Raw genomic sequence first — 20,849 nt, 5'->3', positions numbered from 1 at the left:
ACTGCTCGCTTACCGGCTTACTGGGGCTTGTTCAGCCCGAGCTTCTCGATAATGGCCTTTTCCTTCTTCACCGTCTCGGCGGCGAACTGGGCGTACTGCTCGCTGCTCATGTAGTACGGCTCCATGTCGAACTTGGCCAGTTCCTGGCGGTAGTTCGGCATTTCCATCGCCTTCTTGAAGGCGTCATGCAGCTTCTTGACGATCTTCGGGTCGGTGCCCTTGGGCGCGACCAGCCCGAACGGCGAGGTCTGCACGATGCCGTAGCCCAGTTCCTTCAGCGTCGGCGCGTTGGGGAAGCGCGTGGAGCGCTTGTCGCCCCAGGTCGACAGCAGGCGCAGCTTGCCGCTTTCCACGTACTGCGCCCAGCCCGGCGTGTCGGCCACCGACATCACGTGGCCGCCCAGCAGCGCCTGCAGCGATTCCGCGTTGCCCTTGTAGGGCACGTGGGTGAACTGCACGTTCTGCTTCATCGCCAACTCCTCCATGGTCAGGTGCAGCGTGGTCATCGAGCCCGGCGAGCCGTAGGTCAGCTTGCCCGGATTGGCCCGCGCGTAGGCGATGTACTCCTGCATGGTCTTGATCGGCGAATCCACCGGCACCACCACGCCGAAGGAATAGCCGGCCAGGTTGATCACGTAGCTCAGGTCCTTGACCGGATCCCAGTTGATCTTGGTGGTGTACGGCAGGCGGTAGACCGGCATTGCCACCTGGGCCAGCGTGTAGCCGTCGGGCGCGGTGGCCTGCATCATCTGCGCGGGCAACACGCCGCCCGCGCCGGGCTTGTTCTCGACGATCACCGGCTGCCCCAGGATCTTGGCGGCGTTCTCGGCGAGCACGCGGAACGGGATGTCGGTGGAGCCGCCTGCCGTGTAGCCGATCACCAGACGGATCGGACGTTGCGGGAACTTGTCTGCGGCGGACTGCGCCTGGGCCGGCACGGCGGCGAAGCCGAAGGCGGTGGCGGCGGCGAGTGCGCTGGCGCGGACGATGAAATGGCGGCGTTGCATTGCTTCTGTCTCCTTGTACTACGGGCTGCGAAAAAATTCCGGATCGGCCCGTCTTGCCTGCGGGCTCGATGTGGCTCGATGGGGCTTGCTGGGGCTGGCCGCTCAGTCGCTGCCGAAGGCGCCGCGCAGGGCGGCCACCGCGTCGTCGTGGGCCTTGCCCACGGCCGGCACGAAACGGCCGAGCTTGAAGAAATCGTGGATCATGTCCGGGTACTCGGCCAGCACGGCGGGCACGCCAGCCGCGCGCAACTTGGACGCGTAGGCCACGCCCTCGTCGTGCAGCGGATCGTAGCCGGCCACGGCGATCCAGGCGGGGCAGCAGCCGGCCACATCCGCGCCGCCGCCACCGCCGTCGAGCGGCGCAAAGCGCCAGTCATCACGGCTGGCCTCGCTGTCCAGGTATTGCGAGAAGAACCACTGGATCATCTCGGCGGTCAGCAGATAGCCCTCGGCCAGCGCGCGGTGCGAGGGCGTGTCCTGCCGCGCGCAGGTGCCGGGATAGATCAGCATCTGCAGCACCGGCGCCAGCCCCAGGCGGCGCGCCTCGATGGCGCAGGCCGTGGCCAGCGTGCCGCCGGCGCTGTCGCCGCCCAGCGCGATGCGCGCGGGATCGGCGCCCAGCATGGCGGCCTCGGCAAAGACCCAGTCGAGCACGTCGAAGGCATCGTTGGCGGCGGTGGGAAAGCGCCATTGCGGGCCCAGCCGGTAGTCCACCGACAGCACCATGCACTCGGCGCGCACGCTCAGCAGCCGGCACAGCGGATCGTGCGAAGCCGGGCTGCCGACGGTGAAGCCGCCGCCGTGGAAATAGACCAGCAGCGGCAGCGGCTCGGCCCAGCTCGCCTCGCGCGGGGCATACAGCCGCGCGCCGATGGCATGGCCGTCGCGCGCCGGCACGGTCAGCGCCTGCACGCTGTGCACCGGCATCGGCGCAATGTCGAGGATCGGCGCGCTCTTCTCATAGGCGATCTTCGCGTCGAGCGGATCCAGCGCATTGATGGGCGGGCGCTTGGCGCGTGCGATCAGTTCCAGCAGCGCGGCCACCTGCGGGTCCAGCGCGGTCGCCGGCCTGCCGGACGGGGTCTGCGGCGAGCCGGCGGGCGGTTGGGACGATGCGGAGGAAACAGGTGGTGCGATGGACATGAGGCAGAGGATAACGCACGCCCAAGGCACGCCCCGGGCGGATGGCAAACGAAAGATCAAATTATGAACGATCGTTCTTTTTTTGCATGATGCCAGCGATTGGCCTCAGGGGCATCGCGAGATAACCCCATGCGGCCGCGCGGCCACGAAATACTGCGCGATGATCGCACAAGCGGCACGGCAACCGGCTCAACAGCCGGCACATCGGGAAGCGATTGCCTCGCCCGCGCGCCGGTCTTCGTGCGGGACTTCCCTCCCCACGCCAGCAAGGACCGCGCCGCCACGCGCGCCCGCCCGGCCACGCGCCCCGGCCTCCAGCCCTGCCGGAACGGACTCAGGCAGTCGGAGCAGGGAGCCTAGCCGCCTCGCCGCGCGGGCCCGGGCGTCCTGAATCCTGCCTTGGCAATCTCCTCCAGCACGAGGCCTGCTACCCATGTCCGCCTGGTCTTGCTCATGCGGGCCAGCACTGTGGCCACACTCAGCGCCGCGTAGTTGCCCTGGGTGATCTCGAAGGCGGCACCGACGCCGCCCGCCCCGGCCGTGACCAGGTTCTCGCTCTCCGAATAGCCGCTGCGGCGCGTCCGCCCGACCAGCTCACCGAGTTGCAGCCGCGTCAGCCCCATCGCGTCGTAGTCGGCACGGTGGCGCTTGTAGAGCGCATCGATGTCCGCGTCCGGCAGCGTGGCCAGCAAGGCCAGGCCGGCCGTGCCCACGCCGAGCAGGCGCAGATTGCCCACCATCAGCGTGTGCGCCTTGATCGGATAGCTGCCCTCTTCCATATGCAGGCAGTGTCCGTAGTCGCCGTTCCGGATCACCAGGAAAACGGTGTCCTCGGTAAGCCGAGCCAGTGAATGCAGCATCGGACGGCAGCGCTCGAGCAGCGGTGAGCGGCTCATTGCGGTCAGGCCGAGCTGCATGGACTCGATGCCGAGCCGGTACTTCCTGCCGTCGGTCTCCCGTTCGACGAAGCCGGCCTGCACCAGGCCCGAGATCAGGCGATACGCCGTGCTGCGATCCAGCCCGGTCTCTTCGAGCAGTTCCGCCAGTTCTATCCCTCGCGCATGTGCGGCCGCGATCAGCTTGAGCAGCCTGAGCGCGCGCGACAGGCTCTGGGTCCCAGCCACTTCCCCGCTTGCGTTGTTCATATTGTGATCATCTCAATCTAAAGCGCTTGTATTGTAATCAGCCATCCGATGAAATCCAAACGCATACGGCACCGCCGCACGCCGGATAGCGCGTGGCGGCTGGGCGAAGCCGGGTCAGCAGAGAGGAGACGATGAGATGAGCGAATACAAGTACGTGCACGCGCCACACGCGCGGCCGGTGGAGGGCGAGGGTGAGGGCAAGCAACGCTGGCGCTTCCGGCCAGCGCAGTCGAACTGGGGCGATTTTGGCGCCGACGACCAGCTCGGGCGGCTGAACCTGATCACCGCCGAGAAGGTCCGCCAGGGCGCTGCCGAGGTCAGGGAAGGATTGCGCTTTTGCCTGAGCCTGCCACTGGACTTTCCCGGCGGCAATGCGCTCAATCCGCGCCGGCATCCTCCGGTGATCAAGCCGACGCCGCGCCCGCTCGGCGCGGGGATGAACTTCGCGCTGGCACGCGAGAATCCCGACTTCACCGACGTGGTCTGCGACGACTACGTGCAACTCTTCCTGCAGTACTCCACGCAGTGGGACGCGCTGTCGCACGTCGGCGGACACTTCGACGTGGACGGCGACGGCGTCAAGGAGATGGTCTACTACAACGGCTATCGAGCGGGCACCGACGTGCTGGCACCGGACGACGATCCTGCGCTGCAAGGCCAGTCGCGCGCGCTGGCGTTGGGCATCGAGAAGATCGCCGAGCACGGCGTGCAGGGTCGCGCGGTGATGGTCGATCTGCACGCGCACGTGGGCGATGCGCACCGCCTGATCGGCTATCGCGAGCTGATGGAGATCATGCGCGCGGACAAGGTCAGCGTGGAGCCGGGAGACATCCTCTGCCTGCATACGCGCTTCGCGCAGCTCTTGCTCGAGCGCAACAAGCAGCCCGAGCCCGATATGGCCGAGCGCTTCGGCGCCGCGCTGGACGGGCGTGATGCCGAACTCCACCAATGGATCATCGATAGCGGCATTGCCGCCATCGTGGCCGACAACTATGGGGTGGAGTCCGTGCCGGCGCGTGCGCAGGCCGGCCCCTGCGCCTTCCTGCCGCTGCATGAGCTGTGCCTGTTCAAGCTCGGCATGCCCTTCGGCGAGCTGTGGTACCTGACGCCGCTGGCGCAGTGGCTGCGCGAACATGGCCGTTCGCGCTTCCTGCTGACCGCACCGCCGCTGCGCCTGCCCGGCGCGGTGGGCTCCCCGGTCACGCCGATCGGCACGGTCTGAAGGGAACTCGCCATGGCGGATAGCCCCTTGTTTTCCTTGCTGGAGCAGGCGCCGCGCGGATCGGCCTGCCTCGTCTTCGAGGGCCGGACCATGACCTTCGGGGCGGTGCGCGAACGTGCCTTGCGCATTGCTGCCGGACTGCAGCGCCAAGGCATCGGCCGCGGCGACGTGGTGGCGCTCTGGCTGCCCAACACCCCGGACTGGATCTGCGTTGCCTTCGCCTGCGCTCGCCTCGGCGCCTGCGTGCTGAGCCTGAACCTGCGCTATGGGCCGAAGGAGGTGGCCGACTTCATGGCCAGGTCGGACTGCAAGGCCCTGGTCTACGTGCCGGCGTATCGCGGCCGCCGCTACGACGACCTGCTGCAGCAGGTCGCTGCCGGGGGGCTGCCGGCACTGCGCCTGGCGATCCATGCCGGCGCCGAGGCAGCAGCCGTTCCCGGCCTGACGCAGCAATCGCTGGAGGCGCTGGCCGAGGCGCCACCCGTAGCGCCGGCGCTGGGCGGCCCTGAGGATCCCTGCATCATCCTGTCCTCCTCCGGCACCACCAGCCGGCCGAAGCTGATCGTCCACGGGCAACTGCGTGTGGCGCGCCATTGCGCCGATGTCGCCGCGGCCTTCGACATCACCCGCGACAGCGCGCGCATGCTGCTGGCCATCCCCTTCTGCGGCGCCTTCGGCTACACGGTGGCCATGACGGCGCTGTGCGCACAGGCACCCTTGACCGTGATGGAGAATTTCGAGCCGGCCCAGGCCGCCCACTTGCTCGCCACGCAGGGCATCACCCACATGTTCGGCACCAACGACATGGTCGACAAGATGCTGGACGCGGCGACCCCTGACTGGACGGCACCGGCCTTGCAGATGTTCGGGCATGCCAATTTCACGCCCGGATTGGCCGACCTGCCCGCCCGCGCCGGACAGCGAGGGATCCGCATGCGCGGCTGCTACGGGCTGAGCGAGACCCTGGCCCTGTTCGCCAGCCAGCGCGCCGACGCGCCCCTGGAACGGCGCCAGCAGTCTGGCGGCATACCGCTGGCGCCGGCGGCGCGGGTCCGCGTGCGCAGCCTGGACACGGGCCAGTGCCTGCCCCCCGACGCCAGCGGCGAACTCGAGATCCTGACGCCCGACGTGATGCTCGGCTACCTCGGCGATGACGAGGCCACCGCACGCGCCTTCACCGCGGACGGCTATCTGCGCACCGGCGACCTTGCCTACCTGAACGGCGACGGTGGCTTCACGCACCTGTCGCGCATCGGCGACGTGCTGCGCATCGGCGGCTACCTGGTCAATCCCCTGGAGATCGAGGAGGTGGTGCTGCAGGCCTCGGGCGCGCGCGCCAGCCAGGTGGTGGCCGTGGAGGCGCAGGGCAGCGCCCGGCCGGTTGCCTTCGTGGTCGGGGATGGCGCCTACGTGCACGACGAGGCGGCGATCCTGCGGGCCTGCCGCGCGCAGCTGGCGGTATTCAAGCTGCCGCTGCGGGTGTTCGCGGTCGAGTCCTTTCCGGTCACCGCCAGCCCGAACGGCGAGAAGGTCAAGAAGAACACGCTGCGCGAGCTGGCGCAGCAACTGCTGGATGAGGAGAACGCATGAAGACGCACGCGTGGAGTCACTGGGACCTGCCCTTCTTCGAGCCGCGCCATGCGGCGCTGGCCGAAAGGCTGCAAGCCTGGCAGGCCGCATACGAACGGCGCGAGGCCGAGCTCGAGGCCTTGCCGCTGGCCGAGCAATGCCGCGCGCTGCTGCATGACCTGGGCGCATCCGGCCTGCTGCAGTTCGCCGTGCCGCCCGCCGTGCCGCCATCAGGTACCGCGCAGGCGCAGGCGGTCGACCTGCGCTCGGTCTGCCTGATCCGGGAGGCCCTCTCCTATCGCTCGGCGCTGGCGGATTTCGTCTTTTCGATGCAGGGCATCGGCACGGCGCCGCTCTGGCTCTATGGCAGCGATGCGATGCAGGCGCGCTATCTGGATGCTTGCCGGGCCGGGCGGGCCATCGCCGCCCTGGCCCTGACCGAGCCGGACGGCGGCTCGGATGTCGCGTCGATCGCGACACGGGCGGAGCGCCAGGGCGACACCTATGTGCTGAACGGTGCCAAGGCCTATATCTCCAATGGCGGCATCGCGGACTACTACGTGGTCGTGGCGCGCTCGGAAACCGCGCCGGGCGCCAAGGGCCTGTCCGCCTTCCTCGTCGACGCCGGGACGCCGGGCCTGCACGCCAGCGCCAACGTCGACATCGTCGCACCGCATCCGCTGGCCGTCCTGCATTTCGAGGACTGCCGGATCCCTGCCGCCAATCTGCTGGGCAAGCCCGGCGAGGGCTTCAAGGTCGCCATGTCGGTGCTCGACATCTTCCGCTCGTCCGTCGGCGGCGGGGCCGTGGGACTGTCGCGGCGCGCGCTGGACGAGACCGTCACGCGCATGAACGCCCGCGTGCTCTTCGGCAAGGCGATGGCGGAGATGGACACGGTGCGCAGCCGCGTCGCCGACATGGCGCTGGACATCGAGGCCGCCGCCTTGCTGGTCTACCGTGCGGCATGGCTGCGTGACGTGCGCGGCGCCACCATCACCCGCGAAGCGGCCATGGCCAAGCTGGGCGGCACCGAGGCGGCCTTTCGCGTCGTCGACAGCGCGGTGCAACTGTTCGGCGCCCTGGGTGTGACACAGGGCTGCGTGATCGAACGGCTGTTCCGCGACGTGCGCCCGATGCGCATCTACGAGGGCGCCTCCGAGATCCAGAAGCTGATCATCGGCCGCAAGGTGCTGGCCGGCACGCCGGCCTGAAGCGCAATCCGCGCAAGTACCGGCCGCACCGCCCCCACCGCAACGTGCCGGCACGGCCGGCACGGCGCAGGCGTGCTGCCCGCAACCAGGAAAGGACAGGAGCGACATGACAAGCAAGGAAGAGAAGAAACGCGTGCTGGTGACCGGTGCCAGCAAGGGCATCGGGCGGGCCGTGCTGCGCCGCTTGCACGAGGACGGCTATCGCGCCACCGGCGTGGCAAGAACGCGTCCGCGCGACCTCGCCCCCGGCGAGGAATTCCACTGCTGCGATCTCAACGACCTCAACGCCACGCGCAAGCTGCTCGAGGAGCTGGCCGCGCAAGCGCCCTTCTACGCGCTGGTCAACAACGCGGCAATGGCGCCGACCACCTCGCTTGACGACACCTCGCTCGCCGACATGGACGCCGCGGTGCGGCTCAACCTCAACGCCACGCTGGTGTGCACACAGGCACTGCTGCCCGGCATGCGCGCGCTGGGTGCGGGCCGCATCGTCAACCTGTCCTCGCGCGCGGCGCTGGGCAAGATCAACCGTACCGCCTACAGCGCGACCAAGGCCGCGGTGATCGGCATGAGCCGTACCTGGGCGCTGGAGCTCGCCGCATCCGCCATCACCGTCAACGTGATCGCGCCGGGGCCGATCGCCACCGAGCTGTTTCGCACCGCCAGCCCACCGGACGACCCGCGCACGCGCGCGCTGATGGCGGCCGTGCCCTTGCAACGGGTCGGCGCGCCGGAGGAGATCGCGCATGCGGTGGCCTTCCTGCTCGATGCGCGCGCCGGCTTCATGACCGGGCAGACGCTGCATATCGACGGCGGCCTCACGATCAGCGCCGTGCGCATCTGACTGCGGCGCGCCCGCAACCACGGCAGGATGGGAAAGGAGGAGACAAAAATGAAGAAGCTCGCTTGGTCGAAGCACCCGGCATGCGGTGCGCGCATGAGCGCTCATGGCCGCCGTGCGGCGCTGCGGCAGCTCGCCGCAGGCCTGCTGCTGCCGGGCCTGGCCCGCGCTGCCGCGGGCACGGACTATCCGGACCGGCCCTTGCGCCTGGTCGTGCCCTTCGCGGCCGGTGGCGCCACCGATATCCTCGGACGCCTGCTCGGCCGTGCCATGGAGCCTGCGCTGGGGCAGACCATGGTCGTGGAGAACCGCGTGGGCGCCGCCGGCGCGATCGGCGCCACCGTGGTGGCCAAGGGAGCGGCCGATGGCTATGGCGTGCTGCTCGGTGGCGTCGGCACGAACATCGTGCTGGCCTACACCCAGCCCGCCCTGCCCTATGACCCGGTGCGCGACCTGACCCCGGTCGCCTACCTCTGCAATGTCGACTACGTGCTGACTGTGGCGGCCGGCAGCCCGTACCGCACGCTGGACGACCTGATCGCCGCCGCGCGGCGGCGCCCGCGCGCCGTCTCCTACATGTCGACCGGGGCGCTCGGCCCCTTGCACGTCGCGCTCGAGTACCTGAGCCAGCGCGCCGGGGTCTCCATGGTGCACGTACCGTACAAGGGGGAAAGCCCGGCACTGGGCGACCTGCTCGAAGGGCGTATCGATGTCGCCGTGATGACGGTGCCGTTCACCAAGCCGCTGGTGCAGCAGGGCAAGCTGCGCACGCTGGCCACCATCAGCGGCGAGCGCGTGGCCAGCATGCCGGAGGTGCCGACCGTCGCCGAGCTCGGCTATCCGGGCTACGCGATCCCGATCTGGAACGGCCTGTTCGTGCCGGCCGGCACGCCCGCCGGCGCCATCGACAAGCTGCACCAGGCCGCGGCCGGCGCCGTGTCCGACCCCGCGCTGCGCAAGCGCATGCACGACCTCGGCGTGACCCCGACCGGCGGCTCGCTGGCCGCGTATGAAGCCTTCCTCGAAGCCGAGCGGCGGCGCTGGGTCACGATGGTCCGCGCAACCGGCCTTGGGCACGGGTAGGCGAACCTGAGAAAACCCGAAGAAAACACGAAGAGAACCCGGAAGCCACGTCCGGACAGAGCCCGCTCCTCCGGGGCGGCAAGGAGACAAGCATGATGCATGGAATGAGCAAAGCCGCGCGCCTGCTGCGCGGCCTGCGTGCGGCAGCGTTCGCGGGCGCCTGCTGGATGGGCGTAGCCAACGCGGCGCCGGATTCGGTCAAGATCGGCCTGATCCTCGACATGAGCGGCGTCTACGCCGATATCTCCGGCAAGGGCAGCGCGACCGCGGCCCAGCTGGCAATCGACGATTTCGGCGGCAAGGTGCTGGGCCGCAAGGTCGAGCTGCTGGTCGCCGACCACCAGGGCCGCGCCGACCTCGCCGCGACGCGCGCTCGTGAATGGTTCGATGTGCAGAAGGTCGACGCCATCCACGACGTGACCGGCTCGGCGACTGCCCTCGCGGTGCTGAACGTGGCGCGCGAGAAGGACAAGATCCTGGTGCTGAGCGGCCCCGCCTCGGACCGGCTGACGGGCGACCTGTGCTCGCCCGTCTCGGTCCACTACGCCTACGACTCCTACTCGCTGGCCAACACCGTGGCCCGCGCCGTGGTGCGCCAGGGCGGCAAGAAGTGGTACTTCATCACGGCCGACTACGCGGGCGGACGCGACATCGTCGATGCCGCGCGTGCGGCGCTGGCGCAAGAAGGCGGCACCGTGGTCGGCGAAGTGCGGCATCCGCTCAGCGCCACGGATTTCTCCTCGGTAGTGGTGCGGGCCCAGGGCAGCGGCGCCTCGGTGATCGGGCTCGCCAGCTTCGGCGGCGACCTGGTCAACGTGATCAAGTCCGCGCGCGAGTTCGGCATCCACGCCGGCGGGCCGCAACGGCTGGCGAGCCTGCTGATGTACATCAACGACGTGCATGCGATCGGCCTCGGCGTGGCCCAGGGCATGGTGCTTTCCGAGGCCTTCTACTGGGACATGGATGCGCAGACCCGGGCCTTCTCCAGGCGCTACTTCGAGCGGGTCAAGGCCATGCCGAATATGAGCCAGGCCGCCGTCTACTCCTCGGTGCTGCACTACCTGAAGGCGGTGCAGGCGGCGAACACCACCGAGACCGCCGCCGTGATGCGGAAGATGCGCGAACTGCCGGTCGAGGACTTCTTCGCCAGGCACGGCAGGATTCGCGAGGACGGCCTGATGGTGCATGACATGTACCTCTTCCAGGTCAAGCGCCCCGATGAATCGAAGTATCCGTGGGACTACTACAAGCTGCTCGCCACCATCCCCGGCGACCAGGCCTTCAAACCCTTGGCGGCCGCCGGCTGCCCGCTGGTCAAGCACTAGTCCGCTGAATCATTGAAATGGGAGGTGAAGGACATGCCGTGCGGGATACAGCGCTAGGGCGAAGCAGTGCATTCGGATGGCATAGCAATCCGAATGCGCAGCGGCACGCGCTTGCCAGCGCGTGCGCGCCCTGCAAGGGCAAAGCGCAGCAATAGCACGGCTATTGCGAGCAATTGCAACGACGCCGCTGCGTCAACCCGGCCCGCATGGCGTGGCAGGCACCGACCGATTTCAGTGATTCAGTGGACTAACCCCTCCATCCAAGCAAGCGGGAGACGAAGATGAACTCAAGATGGGCATGGCGCGTGGTTGCCCTGGCGCTGGCCACCTGCCTGGGCAGCGCGTATGCGGGCAGCTTTCCCGAACGACCGGTCACCTTGATCGTGCCCGGCCCGCCCGGCGGCAGCGGCGACATCACCGCGCGCATCGTTGCCAATCTGCTGAGCACGGCGTGGTCGCAGCCGGTCGTGGTGGAAAACCGGGCGGGGGGCGGCGGCATCGTCGGCGCGCAGTTCCTGCTGAAGGCGCCCGCCGACGGCTATACGCTGATGATGGGCAATACGGGCGTCAATGCGATCAACTACAGCCTCTACCGCAACCTGCCTTACCAGGCGGCGGACTTCGTGGGCATCACCGATGTGCTGGTGTTCTCCAATGTCCTCGTAGTGAAGGGCGACTCGCCGCTGCACTCTGTCGGCGATCTGGTGCGCCAGGCGAAAGCGCATCCGGGACACCTGTCGTTCAGCTCCTCGGGGATCGGGCAGACCACGCATCTGTCGGGTGAGCTGTTCAAGCTGCGCACCGGCATCGATGCCCTGCACGTTCCCTACAAGGGCGCGAACCTGGGCCTGTCGGCGGTCATGTCGGGCGAGGTCGATTTCATGTTCGACAACCTGCCCGCAGCGCAGGGCCAGATCAGCGCGGGCACGGTGCGCGCGCTTGCCGTGACCGGCAACGCGCGAGTGCCGGCACTGCCGGGCACGCCGACCATGGCGCAGGCCGGCGTCGATCGCTTCGTCGTGACTGGCTGGTTCGGCCTGGTGGCGCGCGCCGGCACGCCGCCGGCCGTGATCGATGCCGTCTACAAGGCGCTGTCGACCGCGCTGAAGCGGCCGGACGTGGTCGAGCGTTTCAGCCAGCTAGGCGGGCGGCCGGGCGGACTGCCACCCGCGGCCTTCGAGGGCTTCATGCGCGATGAGCGCGCGCAGTGGGCCGATGCGGTGCGGGCATCGGGCGCGACGGCGCCATAGCACGCCCGCTGCCGCCGTCGTCGAGCGGCGCGAATCGCCAGTCATCGCGGCTGGCCTCGCAATCCAGGTATTGTGAGAAGAACCACTGGAGCACCTCGGCCGTCAGCGATGCCCGCGATCGGCAGCGCGGGCATCGCAGAATTATCCCCATCTACCCTGCTGAAGCCGCCTTCTTGCACCATGATCGCGCATCCTGCGCCGACATGGCGCGACACACGCTTTGCCGGTCCGCTCGCGCACCAGGCCAGACGGCAAAGTTTCCTTGGCTTTCCCTCGGTAACGTGATCTGATCACGCCTTTTGCCGATAGCCCGGCGGCAAGCCGGCACGGCGTGTGCGGCCTATGCGAGGCACGCATCGCGCGCCGCGTCCTTCGTCTGTCCCAGCCTGGATCGCCGACCCGCGACGCCGCAGCAGGGCCTGACACGAATCGCATCGGCCCGCCCCATGTCCCCGACTATCATGACGTATATGCGCCAGTTCTCTCGCTTCGCCCTCCTGCTTCCGGTGCTGCTGGCGAGCCAGGCCCTCTTCGCCCAGTCTTACGTCGAGTGCAAGCGCCTCGACCAGGCGCAACTCAGCGCAGCCTCCAAGGAAGCCCTGCTCTCGCTTCGCTGCCGGGCGAGGCAGACCTCGTACGAGGCGCGCAGCCTCAAGGGCAAGTCGCAGAAGTTCAAGGATGATCTGATGTTCGCGTGCCTGGATGCGGTGGATGACGCGGAGCACCAACTGCGCGTCGCCTACGGCTTCACCCGGGAAGCGCTGGACAGACAGCCTTGCGCCTACGGCCGCATGTAGTCGTGTTCTTGCCGCGCACCCGGCCCGTCTGCGCGGCAATCGGCGGCGCTTCCAAAAAAATCGGCCGACATGGCTGTCGGCCGAGCTTCCTTGACCCAGTGACAAGTCAAGGTCGATATGCGCTGCGACCGGCACGCAATCCAGGCGTGCCGCGTGCCGCGACGAGGTGGCTCAGAAGCGGTGACGCACACCGACCATGGCGCCGGTCTGGTTTTGGCCCGGCAGGGTATTGGCCGTGCCGGTCACGCCGAAGGTGGCAGTGCTACGGTTGATCACGTAGCCGACCAGCAGGTAGGCATCGGTGCGCTTGGACAAGGCATAGTCGGCATTGAGTACGATCAACAGCGAGTCCTTGTCGTCGGTGCGGGCATCCGTGAAATAGCCCGCGCCAGTCACGCTGAGCGCCGGCGTGACGCTGTACTGAGCACCCGCCCAGTACAGATTCTCTTGCCGGCCCTTGCCCGTCGTGACTTCATCGCGCATCCAGCGATAGCCGGCAAACAGCTTTGCCGGACCGAAGGCATAGGACGTACCAATGGCGGCGCGCTTGGCGGTCAGATCGGCCGACGCCAGCGTGCTTCCCTGATACTGGTCATAGGCCACGCCCACCGAGAAGGGGCCATTTGCGTAGGCCAGGCCGCCACCAAAGTTCTTGCCGACCTTGAAGGCGCCAGGCACTTCGCCGCCGAGCCCGGAAGTGACGTCGCGGCCGAAGCTGTAGAAGGCCGTCGCGGTCAGGCCGCTGAAGTTGCCGGTGTACTTGATCGCGTTGTCGGCCCGGCCGTTGAACTGGTTGTCTACCGCGTTGAGCGAATAGCTGGGGCCGACGGCCATCGGATCGTAGGCGGCGAACAGGTCATACAGCGAATTCTGCTGGCGGCCGAACGTGACGGCACCATACTGGCTCTGCAGGCCGACGTAGGCCTGGCGGCCGAACAGCCGGTTACCCTGGCCGGAATTGCCCGTATCGATGTCGAAGCCGCTTTCCAGCACGACGACGCCCTTCAGGTTGTTGCCGAGGTCCTCCACCCCGCGCAGCCCCCAGCGGGAACCGGAAAGGCCACCGGAACTCACGGCATAGACGGAACCGCCCTGGCCGGATGCGCTCTGCACGTGGCTCTGATAGCTGATGCCCGCGTCGGCGACACCATAGAGCGTCACGCTGGACGATTGAGCAAACGCTGCACCCGAAGCGGCGCAAGTCACGGCCGTCACTGCAAGGAGGTTTTTCTTCATTTTCAATCCGGAGTGTCGTTGCGAATGGGTCCCTGCCGTCAGGCCGCGCGGACACCGATGTCAAGGCCCCGGGGCTCCGCTCCCTGCCGCGAAAATCCGGCTCGCCACATTGCCCAGCGGCGCAAAAAGGGAGAAAAGCGCACATTGAAGGCATATAGTACCTGACGCGCATCCCGCTGGGTGGCGGCACAGGCACCCCGCTCAAGTCGGGATTGGCGCGCGCCGGCTTCGTCACGATCAAGGGCGCGGTGGCCGCCAGTGTGAGCGGTCGGGCCGCCGCCCCGCTCGAATTCGGGTGTGCTGGCCTGTCTCCGCGCGCCCCTCCTGCGCTCACACGAAGCACATCGACGTCGTCCCCCGATGCAAGCCGCGCACCGCCGCGACTTGCTAGACTGCAGAGCACCGGCCGGGATCCGGCACCCCGCTGCGGAGACCCGGCTCCTCACGTTGCCCCGCAACGCAGAAAAGGAGACAGCGCACATGGCCTTCATCTACTACCTGACCCACATCCACCTCGAATTCGGCGCAGTCAGCCTGCTCAAGTCCGAATGCGAGCGGGTCGGCATCCGGCGGCCGCTGCTGGTCACCGACAAGGGCGTGATGGCGGCCGGCGTGGCCGGCCAGGCCCTCGACGCGCTGGCCGGGCTGCCGGTGGCGGTGTTCGACGAAACGCCGTCCAACCCCACCGAAGCCATGGTGCGCAAGGCGACCGAGCAATACCGCGCGGCCGGCTGCGATGGCCTGGTCGCGGTGGGCGGCGGCTCGTCGATCGACCTGGCCAAGGGCATCGCCATCCTGGCCACCCACCCAGGCGAACTGACCACCTACGCCACCATCGAAGGCGGCAGCGCGAAGATCACCGAAGGCGCAGCGCCGCTGATCGCCGTGCCCACCACCGCGGGCACCGGCAGCGAGGTGGCACGCGGCGCCATCATCATCCTGGAAGACGGCCGCAAGCTGGGTTTCCACTCCTGGCACCTGCTGCCCAAGTCCGCCATCTGCGACCCGGGTCTCACGCTGGGCCTGCCCTCGGCGCTGACCGCCGCCACCGGCATGGACGCCATCGCCCACTGCATCGAGACCTTCCTCGCGCCTGCCTTCAACCCGCCCGCCGACGGCATCGCGCTCGATGGCCTGGAACGCGGCTGGGCCCATATCGAACGGGCCACGCAGGACGGCCTGGACCGCGAGGCGCGGCTGAACATGATGAGCGCCTCCATGCAGGGCGCGATGGCATTCCAGAAGGGCCTGGGCTGCGTGCATTCGCTGTCGCACCCGCTCGGTGGCCTGAAGATCGACGGCAGGACCGGCCTGCACCACGGCACGCTCAACGCCGTGGTGATGCCCGCCGTGCTGCGCTTCAATGCCGACGCGCCCAGCGTGGTGCGCGAACACCGCTTCGCCCGCCTGCGCCGCGCCATGCATCTGTCCGACGGAGCCGACGTGGCCCAGGCGGTGCACGAAATGACGGCGCGCCTGGGCCTGCCGACCGGGCTGGGCCAGATGGGCGTGACCGAGGCCATGTTCGACAAGGTGATCGCCGGCGCGCTGGCCGACCACTGCCACAAGACCAATCCGAAAGAAGCCAGCGCCGACGATTATCGGCGTATGCTGGAGGCGTCGATGTAGCGCGGTCCCGCGCACATCGCCGCAGTGCGCCGACGCGACGCGGCCGCCGGCGCCCGACCTACCGACCTAGACGGACAGACACGGAGACAGCGAGATGCCTGGTGAACACTTGCAGGTCGTGCACGGCGACATCACCCGGATGGAGGTGGACGCCATCGTCAATGCCGCGAACAGCGGCCTGCTGGGCGGCGGCGGCGTCGATGGCGCCATCCACGGCGCGGGCGGACCGGCCATCATGGCGGCCTGCCGCGCAATTCGCGATTCTCAGGGCGGTTGCCCGACCGGCGAAGCCGTGATCACCACGGGCGGCTTGCTGCCGGCCCCCTATGTGATCCACGCGGTCGGTCCGGTCTGGCGCGGCGGCGGCGACAACGAGGACGCCCTGCTCGCCTCGGCCTACCGCAACAGCGTCCGGCTTGCCGCCGAGAAAGGGCTGCGCACCCTCGCCTTCCCCAATATCAGCACCGGCATCTACGGCTTCCCGCGCGAGCGCGCGGTGGACATCGCCATCGCGGCGGTACGCGAGGCGCTGCGCACCGCGCCATCGATCGAACAGGTCACCTTCGTCTGCTTCGACGATGAGAACTACCGGCTGTACCGCGAGCGGCTAGTCTAGTTTCAGTGATTAAGTGATTCGGTGGACAAATCACCCGCACCCGCGCCGCCGGCCAGCGCGGCCTCCACCGCTGCCAACGCGTGCAGCCGCGTGGTGTCGAACGTGGGTAGCGCCACATCATCCGGGCCGATCAGCAGCGTGATCTCGGTGCAGCCCAGGATCACGCCGCCGGCGCCCCGCTCGGCCAGTTCGGCGATCACCTGCCGGTAGACGTCGCGCGACGCCTCGCTGATGACACCGTGGCAAAGCTCGTCGTAGATGATCTCGTGCACGCGCCGGCGGCCTGCCTCGTCCGGCACCAGTGTGTCGATGCCGTGGCGTTCGGCCATGCGGGCGCGATAGAAGTCCTGCTCCATCGTGAAACGGGTGCCCAACAGGCCCACGCGACCGATGCCGGCTGCACGCAACGCATGGGCCGTGGGATCGACGATGTGCAGCAGAGGAATGGACAAGGCGGCCTCGATGGCCGGCGCCACGCGGTGCATGGTGTTGGTACACAGCAGCACGAAGTCGGCGCCACCCTGCTCGACCTGGCGCGCCGCCTGCTGCATGCGCGCGGCCAGTTCGTCCCAGCGGCCCGCGTGCTGAAGCGCCTGGATCTCCTCGAAGCAAACCGTGACCATCACGCTGCGGGCATTGGCGTGGCCGCCCAGCCGTGTCTTCATGCCCTGGTTGACCAGGCGGTAGTACTCCGCCGAGGACTCCCAGCTCATCCCGCCGATCAGGCCGATGGTCTTCATGTCTTCCCTCCGTTCATGACGCCCCGCCCTTGCGGGGCCAGCCGGAGAATCTAGCCGCGGCGGCGACGCGCGGCCAGGGACAGTTGCGCGCAATCGCGCCCGGCCAGCCAGGGCGTGCCCGCCGTGGCGGGCCGCCGGCGGCGGCCGGTACGGTCATCACGGGAAGCGGGCCCGGCTTCAGCCCAGGAAGCCGCGGATCAACAGATTGACCCGCTCGGGCTGCTCGTGCACCACCCAATGCGTGCCCTCGGGAATGCGCTCCAGCCGCATGCCTGGCACGAACTGGTCCAGTCCTTCCACGAGCGACTTGGGCAGCGCGGTGTCGCGCTCGCCCCAAATCACCAGCGTGGGTACACGCACCATGAAGTCCTTCGGGTCCAACCGGGACACATCGGGCACGGCTTCGCCCGGCGCCGGCGGGTGCATCGGCGAAGCGCGATAGTAGTTGACGCCGCCGGTGAGCGGATGCGAGCCATCGGCGCCCGGCTGCGACCAGGCTGCATGGTACCTGGCGCGGGTATCGTCGGTGAACCATGTTGCACGCTGCTCGCCCTTGCCAGCCAGCATGCCGTCGAGCAGCGCGAAGTCGTCGGCCGCCAGCGCCTGCTCCGAGCCCGGCTTGCGCAGCCAGTTCATATAGGCCGAGGCGGCCTGCTGGGCCGGGTCGCGAGCCAGCGCCTGGGCGAACAGATAGGGGTGCGGCGCGTTGATGATCACCAGCCGCTCGATCAGGCCGGGATGCTGCAGGGCCAGGTTCCAGCAGATCGCGCCGCCCCAGTCATGCGCCACCACCACGGCACGCTCGTAGCCGAGCGCGCCGATCAGCTGCACCAGGTCCTCGACGATATGGCGCGGCTTGTAGGCATCCACCTCGGCCGGCTTGCTCGACAGGTTGAAGCCGCGCAGGTCGGGCGCCACGGCGTAATGCGTCTGCCCGAACTCGGCCAGCTGCGACTCCCACTCGTACCAGAACTCCGGAAAGCCGTGCACGAACAGCATCAACGGCTTGCCGGGCTCCCCGGCGCTGGCGTAGTGCAGGCGGGTGCCGTTGGGCAGGTCGGCGAACTGCAGGTGACGGATCACGGCGGCAGTGGTCATGACGTTCTCCCTGGTGGTGGATCGGTTGGATTTGTTAGGCGGCCTGCCGGATCAGCCGCGCATGGCCTTGGACAGCTCCTCGCGCATGCCCGGCTTGTCGGCAAACGGGTCGCCCGGGTTGCGTTGCGCGATCAGGGCCTCGAAGCGCTGCTGGACAGGCGCCAGCGACTGCGGATGCGAGTAGATGTAGAAGCGGTCCTCGCGGATGGCGTCGAAGGTCATCTCGGCCACCTGCTGGGCGCTGACCTTGCCCGAGCTGACGGCCTTGTCCGACAACGCCTGCGACACCAGCTGCGAGCGCGTGGGCGGCGCATCGTTGGCCAGATCGGCGGGCCGGTTGCGCTGCGACTGCGAGATGCCGGTGGGCACGAAGTACGGGCACAGCACCGAGCAATGCACCTGTTCCGAGACCAGGCTGAGGTCCTGGTACAGCGACTCGCTCAAGGACACCACGGCGTGCTTGGACACGTTGTAGACCCCCATCGCCGGCGGGTTCAGCAGGCCGGCCATCGAGGCGGTATTGACGATGTGGCCGCGGTAGGACGGATCACGCGCGGCGCTGGCCAGCATCAGCGGCGTGAAGATGCGCACGCCGTGGATCACGCCATACAGGTTGACGCCCAGCACCCATTCCCAGTCGCGCTCGGTGTTCTCCCAGAGCAATCCGCCTGCTCCCACGCCGGCGTTGTTGAACAGCAGGTTGACCTCGCCGAAGGCCGCCATCGCGGCATCGGCCAGCGCCTGCACCTGCTCGGCCTTGGACACGTCGGTGCGCACGCCGATCGCCTGCGCGCCCTGCGCCTTGCACTCGGCCACGGCGGCGTCCAGCGCCTCTTGCTGAACGTCGGCCAGCACCAGCTTCATGCCTAGCGCCGTGCCGATCCTGGCGAATTCCCGGCCGAAACCCGAGCCGCCGCCCGTGATGACCGCGACCTTGCCTTCGAATTGATTCATCTTTGTCTCCCGTTGCTGAATATCGGTGGATCGTTGGCGCAGCGGCCTCCGGCCGCCTGCCTGTCAGGCCCGCACGGGCGGGGTGATGTGAGTGGATGCTGCCCGCCGGCCGCCTGCGGCCTCAGCCCGCGCGCTGGACGTGGAAGCCCATGCGCGGGAAATGCACGTTGAGCGCGCCGGCGCGCGGATCCTGCCGACGCAGCGTCACCGTACGGTCATTGAGCGCAACCAGGGTGCCGGCTACCGGGTCGCGCGCGTAGTCGGTGGGCGTGACAGTGACCCCGTCGCCTGCCGCAAACCCGCTGTCCGCCGAGACTTCGGCTGACACCGCCCGCGGCACCGCTGCCTGGGCGGCGGCGATGGCCGCGCCGCTGTCGATCACGCTCGCGCTGCCGTGGCCCAGGGCCCGCATCCGCGCATACCACGACGCGAGGGCCGGGTAGCCGTCCAGCCAGGCCGTCTGGATGGGGGCGCGCTTGAGGAACCAGAGGTTGTGGTACAGCGAGAAATCCGCCAGCGACAGCTCGGAGCCGGCCACGTGCGATGCGCCGCCGGCAAGCTGCGGCTCCAGCCTGGCGCAGGTGTCGCGCAGCAGCGCGCTGGCCTCGCCCAGCGGCATGCCCAGCGCATTGCTGTCGCCACGCATGGCCTTGCGGTCCGCGCGGAATGCCTGCACCTGTTCCGCCGACATGCGGCCCAGAATCTCCTGCGCGGCGGCGGTCTGGAACAGGTAGGACGCCACCGCGCCGAACAGCACCGTGTCGAACCAGCTTGCAGCGATGCGCGCCGAGCCCGCCTGCGCGGCGGGGTACAGCGCCGGAGACGGCGCCAGTTCGTCGATCACGTCGCAGACCAGCGCCGTGTCGCAATAGATGTCGGCCCCGATCTGCAGCACCGGCGTGCGGCGGTAGCCGCCCGTCAGGGCCATCACATCGGGCTTGGGCAGGATCGCGGGGATCTCCACCGCCTGCCAGGACAGGCCCTTGGCGCCCAGCAGCAGCCGGACTTTCTCGGAGAACGGGGATGTCGCGTATTGATGCAGGATCAGCTCAGCCATGCCGTCTTTCCTCGTTTCGCAATCCAGTGCGGCGACGGACTTGCCGTCGCGTCCGCCGCCAACCAAGGCGCAGGCCGCCAGCCGCACATTGTGCGCGGGCCGCCTGCGCCGCTTACCGCCCTGCTTGCTTGAGCGCGCGCAAGGCCATGCGGTCGACCAGCCCCGGCGCCAACAGCTTGATCCAGAGCCCGAGCCGCCCCTTGGCGGTCATCACCAGCTCGCGCTTGCGCGCGGCCATGGCGGCCAGCATCTGCCGGGCGCATTCCTGCGCGCTCATCGCATCGTCCTCACGCAGCCGGCTCTCGCCCAGGGGCTTGCCGTCGGGGCCGAAACCGGCCACGCGGGTGGCGGTGGCCACCACGCCGGGGAAGACCACGCAGACATCGACGCCGCTGCCCTGCAGCTCGCAGCGCAGCGCCTCGCAGAAGCCCGCCAGCGCGAACTTGCTGGCCGAGTAGGCGGTGCGGCCGGGCACGCCCATCTTGCCGGCCAGGCTCGATACCGCCACGACCAGTCCGCCGCGTTGCCGCAGATGAGGCAGCGCCTCCCGCGTGCACCACATCGCGCCGAAGTAGTTCACGCGCATCACGGTCTCGTAGTAGCTGAAGTCGGTCACCTGCTCGAAATAGCCGTGAGCCGACACGCCCGCGTTGTTGACCAGCACGTCGAGCCCGCCGAAATGCGCTGCCACGTCGGCCACCAGCTGGCGGCAGGCTTCCTCGCTGGAAACGTCGGCACGCCACGCCACCGCGTCGGCCGCGGGATGCTCGCGGCGGATGCGCGCCACCAGGTCGTCCAGCCGCTCCAGCCGGCGCGCCGCCAGCGCCAGGCGCGCGCCCTGCTGCGCCAGCAGCAGGGCCAGTTCCGCGCCGATGCCGTCCGAGGCGCCGGTGATCAGCACCACCTTCCCGGTAAAGGGCGCCACG

Annotated in this window: 19 protein-coding genes and 1 pseudogene; 10 read left to right on the top strand and 10 right to left on the bottom strand. The window is 68.7% G+C overall.

Annotated elements, in window-relative coordinates:
* Positions 1 to 17: 17 nt before the first annotated feature.
* The 3 genes from AC1Z3O_RS08620 to AC1Z3O_RS08610 form a co-directional block, all read right to left on the bottom strand.
* Positions 18 to 1,007, bottom strand: coding sequence for a tripartite tricarboxylate transporter substrate binding protein (locus AC1Z3O_RS08620; RefSeq protein WP_483515173.1), 990 nt, complete (start codon positions 1,005 to 1,007; stop codon positions 18 to 20).
* Positions 1,008 to 1,109: 102 nt separating this feature from the next.
* Positions 1,110 to 2,150 carry an alpha/beta hydrolase gene (locus tag AC1Z3O_RS08615; RefSeq protein WP_483515171.1) on the bottom strand — a complete coding sequence of 347 codons (1,041 nt, stop codon included), beginning with the start codon at positions 2,148 to 2,150 and terminating at the stop codon, positions 1,110 to 1,112.
* A gap of 356 nt (positions 2,151 to 2,506) precedes the next feature.
* Positions 2,507 to 3,295, bottom strand: a complete 789-nt coding sequence (locus tag AC1Z3O_RS08610; protein WP_483515169.1) for an IclR family transcriptional regulator — start codon at positions 3,293 to 3,295, stop codon at positions 2,507 to 2,509.
* Between the two features lie 136 nt (positions 3,296 to 3,431).
* Between AC1Z3O_RS08610 and AC1Z3O_RS08605 the strand changes: the two genes are divergently transcribed.
* From AC1Z3O_RS08605 to AC1Z3O_RS08575, 7 genes are all read left to right on the top strand, one after another.
* Complete coding sequence (locus tag AC1Z3O_RS08605) at positions 3,432 to 4,517, top strand: cyclase family protein (protein ID WP_483515167.1); 1,086 nt, start codon at positions 3,432 to 3,434, stop codon at positions 4,515 to 4,517.
* 12 nt (positions 4,518 to 4,529) lie between these two features.
* Positions 4,530 to 6,107 carry an AMP-binding protein gene (locus tag AC1Z3O_RS08600; protein WP_483515165.1) on the top strand — a complete coding sequence of 526 codons (1,578 nt, stop codon included), beginning with the start codon at positions 4,530 to 4,532 and terminating at the stop codon, positions 6,105 to 6,107.
* A complete protein-coding gene (locus AC1Z3O_RS08595; RefSeq protein WP_483515163.1) occupies positions 6,104 to 7,297 on the top strand; it encodes an acyl-CoA dehydrogenase family protein in 1,194 nt (397 codons plus the stop codon). The genes AC1Z3O_RS08600 and AC1Z3O_RS08595 overlap by 4 nt, the downstream gene beginning before the upstream one ends.
* A gap of 106 nt (positions 7,298 to 7,403) precedes the next feature.
* Positions 7,404 to 8,141, top strand: coding sequence for an SDR family oxidoreductase (locus tag AC1Z3O_RS08590; protein WP_483515161.1), 738 nt, complete (start codon positions 7,404 to 7,406; stop codon positions 8,139 to 8,141).
* A 48-nt stretch (positions 8,142 to 8,189) separates the two neighbouring features.
* Entirely contained in the window at positions 8,190 to 9,221 is a 1,032-nt protein-coding gene (locus AC1Z3O_RS08585) for a Bug family tripartite tricarboxylate transporter substrate binding protein (RefSeq protein WP_483515159.1), read from the top strand.
* 92 nt (positions 9,222 to 9,313) lie between these two features.
* Positions 9,314 to 10,546, top strand: a complete 1,233-nt coding sequence (locus AC1Z3O_RS08580; RefSeq protein ID WP_483515157.1) for an ABC transporter substrate-binding protein — start codon at positions 9,314 to 9,316, stop codon at positions 10,544 to 10,546.
* 281 nt (positions 10,547 to 10,827) lie between these two features.
* Positions 10,828 to 11,796, top strand: a complete 969-nt coding sequence (locus AC1Z3O_RS08575) for a Bug family tripartite tricarboxylate transporter substrate binding protein (protein WP_483515155.1) — start codon at positions 10,828 to 10,830, stop codon at positions 11,794 to 11,796.
* A gap of 4 nt (positions 11,797 to 11,800) precedes the next feature.
* Here AC1Z3O_RS08575 and AC1Z3O_RS08570 read toward each other — a convergent pair.
* Positions 11,801 to 11,902 (bottom strand): annotated as a pseudogene (locus AC1Z3O_RS08570) (alpha/beta hydrolase); the annotation flags it as partial.
* Positions 11,903 to 12,242: 340 nt separating this feature from the next.
* Between AC1Z3O_RS08570 and AC1Z3O_RS08565 the strand changes: the two are divergent.
* Positions 12,243 to 12,593 carry a hypothetical protein gene (locus tag AC1Z3O_RS08565; protein WP_483515154.1) on the top strand — a complete coding sequence of 117 codons (351 nt, stop codon included), beginning with the start codon at positions 12,243 to 12,245 and terminating at the stop codon, positions 12,591 to 12,593.
* A 171-nt stretch (positions 12,594 to 12,764) separates the two neighbouring features.
* Here AC1Z3O_RS08565 and AC1Z3O_RS08560 read toward each other — a convergent pair whose 3' ends face one another.
* A complete protein-coding gene (locus AC1Z3O_RS08560; RefSeq protein ID WP_483515153.1) occupies positions 12,765 to 13,829 on the bottom strand; it encodes a porin in 1,065 nt (354 codons plus the stop codon).
* Between the two features lie 480 nt (positions 13,830 to 14,309).
* Between AC1Z3O_RS08560 and AC1Z3O_RS08555 the strand changes: the two genes are divergently transcribed.
* Both AC1Z3O_RS08555 and AC1Z3O_RS08550 read left to right on the top strand, forming a co-directional pair.
* Positions 14,310 to 15,458, top strand: coding sequence for an iron-containing alcohol dehydrogenase (locus AC1Z3O_RS08555; protein ID WP_483515152.1), 1,149 nt, complete (start codon positions 14,310 to 14,312; stop codon positions 15,456 to 15,458).
* Between the two features lie 94 nt (positions 15,459 to 15,552).
* Complete coding sequence (locus tag AC1Z3O_RS08550) at positions 15,553 to 16,074, top strand: O-acetyl-ADP-ribose deacetylase (protein WP_483515151.1); 522 nt, start codon at positions 15,553 to 15,555, stop codon at positions 16,072 to 16,074.
* A gap of 2 nt (positions 16,075 to 16,076) precedes the next feature.
* Here AC1Z3O_RS08550 and AC1Z3O_RS08545 read toward each other — a convergent pair whose 3' ends face one another.
* From AC1Z3O_RS08545 to AC1Z3O_RS08525, 5 genes are all read right to left on the bottom strand, one after another.
* Complete coding sequence (locus AC1Z3O_RS08545; protein WP_483515149.1) at positions 16,077 to 16,814, bottom strand: aspartate/glutamate racemase family protein; 738 nt, start codon at positions 16,812 to 16,814, stop codon at positions 16,077 to 16,079.
* 177 nt (positions 16,815 to 16,991) lie between these two features.
* Positions 16,992 to 17,912: an alpha/beta fold hydrolase gene (locus AC1Z3O_RS08540; RefSeq protein WP_483515147.1), complete on the bottom strand. Its 921-nt coding sequence runs from the start codon at positions 17,910 to 17,912 to the stop codon at positions 16,992 to 16,994.
* Positions 17,913 to 17,963: 51 nt separating this feature from the next.
* Positions 17,964 to 18,866 carry an SDR family oxidoreductase gene (locus AC1Z3O_RS08535; protein ID WP_483515146.1) on the bottom strand — a complete coding sequence of 301 codons (903 nt, stop codon included), beginning with the start codon at positions 18,864 to 18,866 and terminating at the stop codon, positions 17,964 to 17,966.
* Positions 18,867 to 18,987: 121 nt separating this feature from the next.
* Positions 18,988 to 19,923: a glutathione S-transferase family protein gene (locus AC1Z3O_RS08530; protein WP_483515145.1), complete on the bottom strand. Its 936-nt coding sequence runs from the start codon at positions 19,921 to 19,923 to the stop codon at positions 18,988 to 18,990.
* Positions 19,924 to 20,035: 112 nt separating this feature from the next.
* The gene (locus AC1Z3O_RS08525) at positions 20,036 to 20,848 is read right to left on the bottom strand and encodes an SDR family oxidoreductase (RefSeq protein WP_483515143.1); all 813 of its coding nucleotides are present in this window, start codon (positions 20,846 to 20,848) and stop codon (positions 20,036 to 20,038) included.
* Position 20,849: the final 1 nt, after the last annotated feature.

The organism is Cupriavidus sp. 09_S30 (assembly GCF_056930435.1).
The sequence above is the reverse complement of the archived record's forward strand: the minus strand, read 5'-3'. Positions and strand labels throughout refer to the sequence as shown.

Excerpts from the sequence above, each read along its gene's own strand:
- AC1Z3O_RS08555 (WP_483515152.1), top strand. The coding sequence starts at position 14,310 with ATGGCCTTCATCTACTACCTGACCCACATCCACCTCGAATTCGGCGCA.
- AC1Z3O_RS08585 (WP_483515159.1), top strand. The coding sequence starts at position 8,190 with ATGAAGAAGCTCGCTTGGTCGAAGCACCCGGCATGCGGTGCGCGCATG.
- AC1Z3O_RS08550 (WP_483515151.1), top strand. The coding sequence starts at position 15,553 with ATGCCTGGTGAACACTTGCAGGTCGTGCACGGCGACATCACCCGGATG.
- AC1Z3O_RS08535 (WP_483515146.1), bottom strand. The coding sequence starts at position 18,866 with ATGAATCAATTCGAAGGCAAGGTCGCGGTCATCACGGGCGGCGGCTCG.
- AC1Z3O_RS08620 (WP_483515173.1), bottom strand. The coding sequence starts at position 1,007 with ATGCAACGCCGCCATTTCATCGTCCGCGCCAGCGCACTCGCCGCCGCC.
- AC1Z3O_RS08610 (WP_483515169.1), bottom strand. The coding sequence starts at position 3,295 with ATGAACAACGCAAGCGGGGAAGTGGCTGGGACCCAGAGCCTGTCGCGC.
- AC1Z3O_RS08590 (WP_483515161.1), top strand. The coding sequence starts at position 7,404 with ATGACAAGCAAGGAAGAGAAGAAACGCGTGCTGGTGACCGGTGCCAGC.
- AC1Z3O_RS08540 (WP_483515147.1), bottom strand. The coding sequence starts at position 17,912 with ATGACCACTGCCGCCGTGATCCGTCACCTGCAGTTCGCCGACCTGCCC.
- AC1Z3O_RS08560 (WP_483515153.1), bottom strand. The coding sequence starts at position 13,829 with ATGAAGAAAAACCTCCTTGCAGTGACGGCCGTGACTTGCGCCGCTTCG.
- AC1Z3O_RS08545 (WP_483515149.1), bottom strand. The coding sequence starts at position 16,814 with ATGAAGACCATCGGCCTGATCGGCGGGATGAGCTGGGAGTCCTCGGCG.
- AC1Z3O_RS08530 (WP_483515145.1), bottom strand. The coding sequence starts at position 19,923 with ATGGCTGAGCTGATCCTGCATCAATACGCGACATCCCCGTTCTCCGAG.
- AC1Z3O_RS08575 (WP_483515155.1), top strand. The coding sequence starts at position 10,828 with ATGAACTCAAGATGGGCATGGCGCGTGGTTGCCCTGGCGCTGGCCACC.
- AC1Z3O_RS08565 (WP_483515154.1), top strand. The coding sequence starts at position 12,243 with ATGTCCCCGACTATCATGACGTATATGCGCCAGTTCTCTCGCTTCGCC.
- AC1Z3O_RS08600 (WP_483515165.1), top strand. The coding sequence starts at position 4,530 with ATGGCGGATAGCCCCTTGTTTTCCTTGCTGGAGCAGGCGCCGCGCGGA.
- AC1Z3O_RS08595 (WP_483515163.1), top strand. The coding sequence starts at position 6,104 with ATGAAGACGCACGCGTGGAGTCACTGGGACCTGCCCTTCTTCGAGCCG.
- AC1Z3O_RS08580 (WP_483515157.1), top strand. The coding sequence starts at position 9,314 with ATGATGCATGGAATGAGCAAAGCCGCGCGCCTGCTGCGCGGCCTGCGT.
- AC1Z3O_RS08615 (WP_483515171.1), bottom strand. The coding sequence starts at position 2,150 with ATGTCCATCGCACCACCTGTTTCCTCCGCATCGTCCCAACCGCCCGCC.
- AC1Z3O_RS08605 (WP_483515167.1), top strand. The coding sequence starts at position 3,432 with ATGAGCGAATACAAGTACGTGCACGCGCCACACGCGCGGCCGGTGGAG.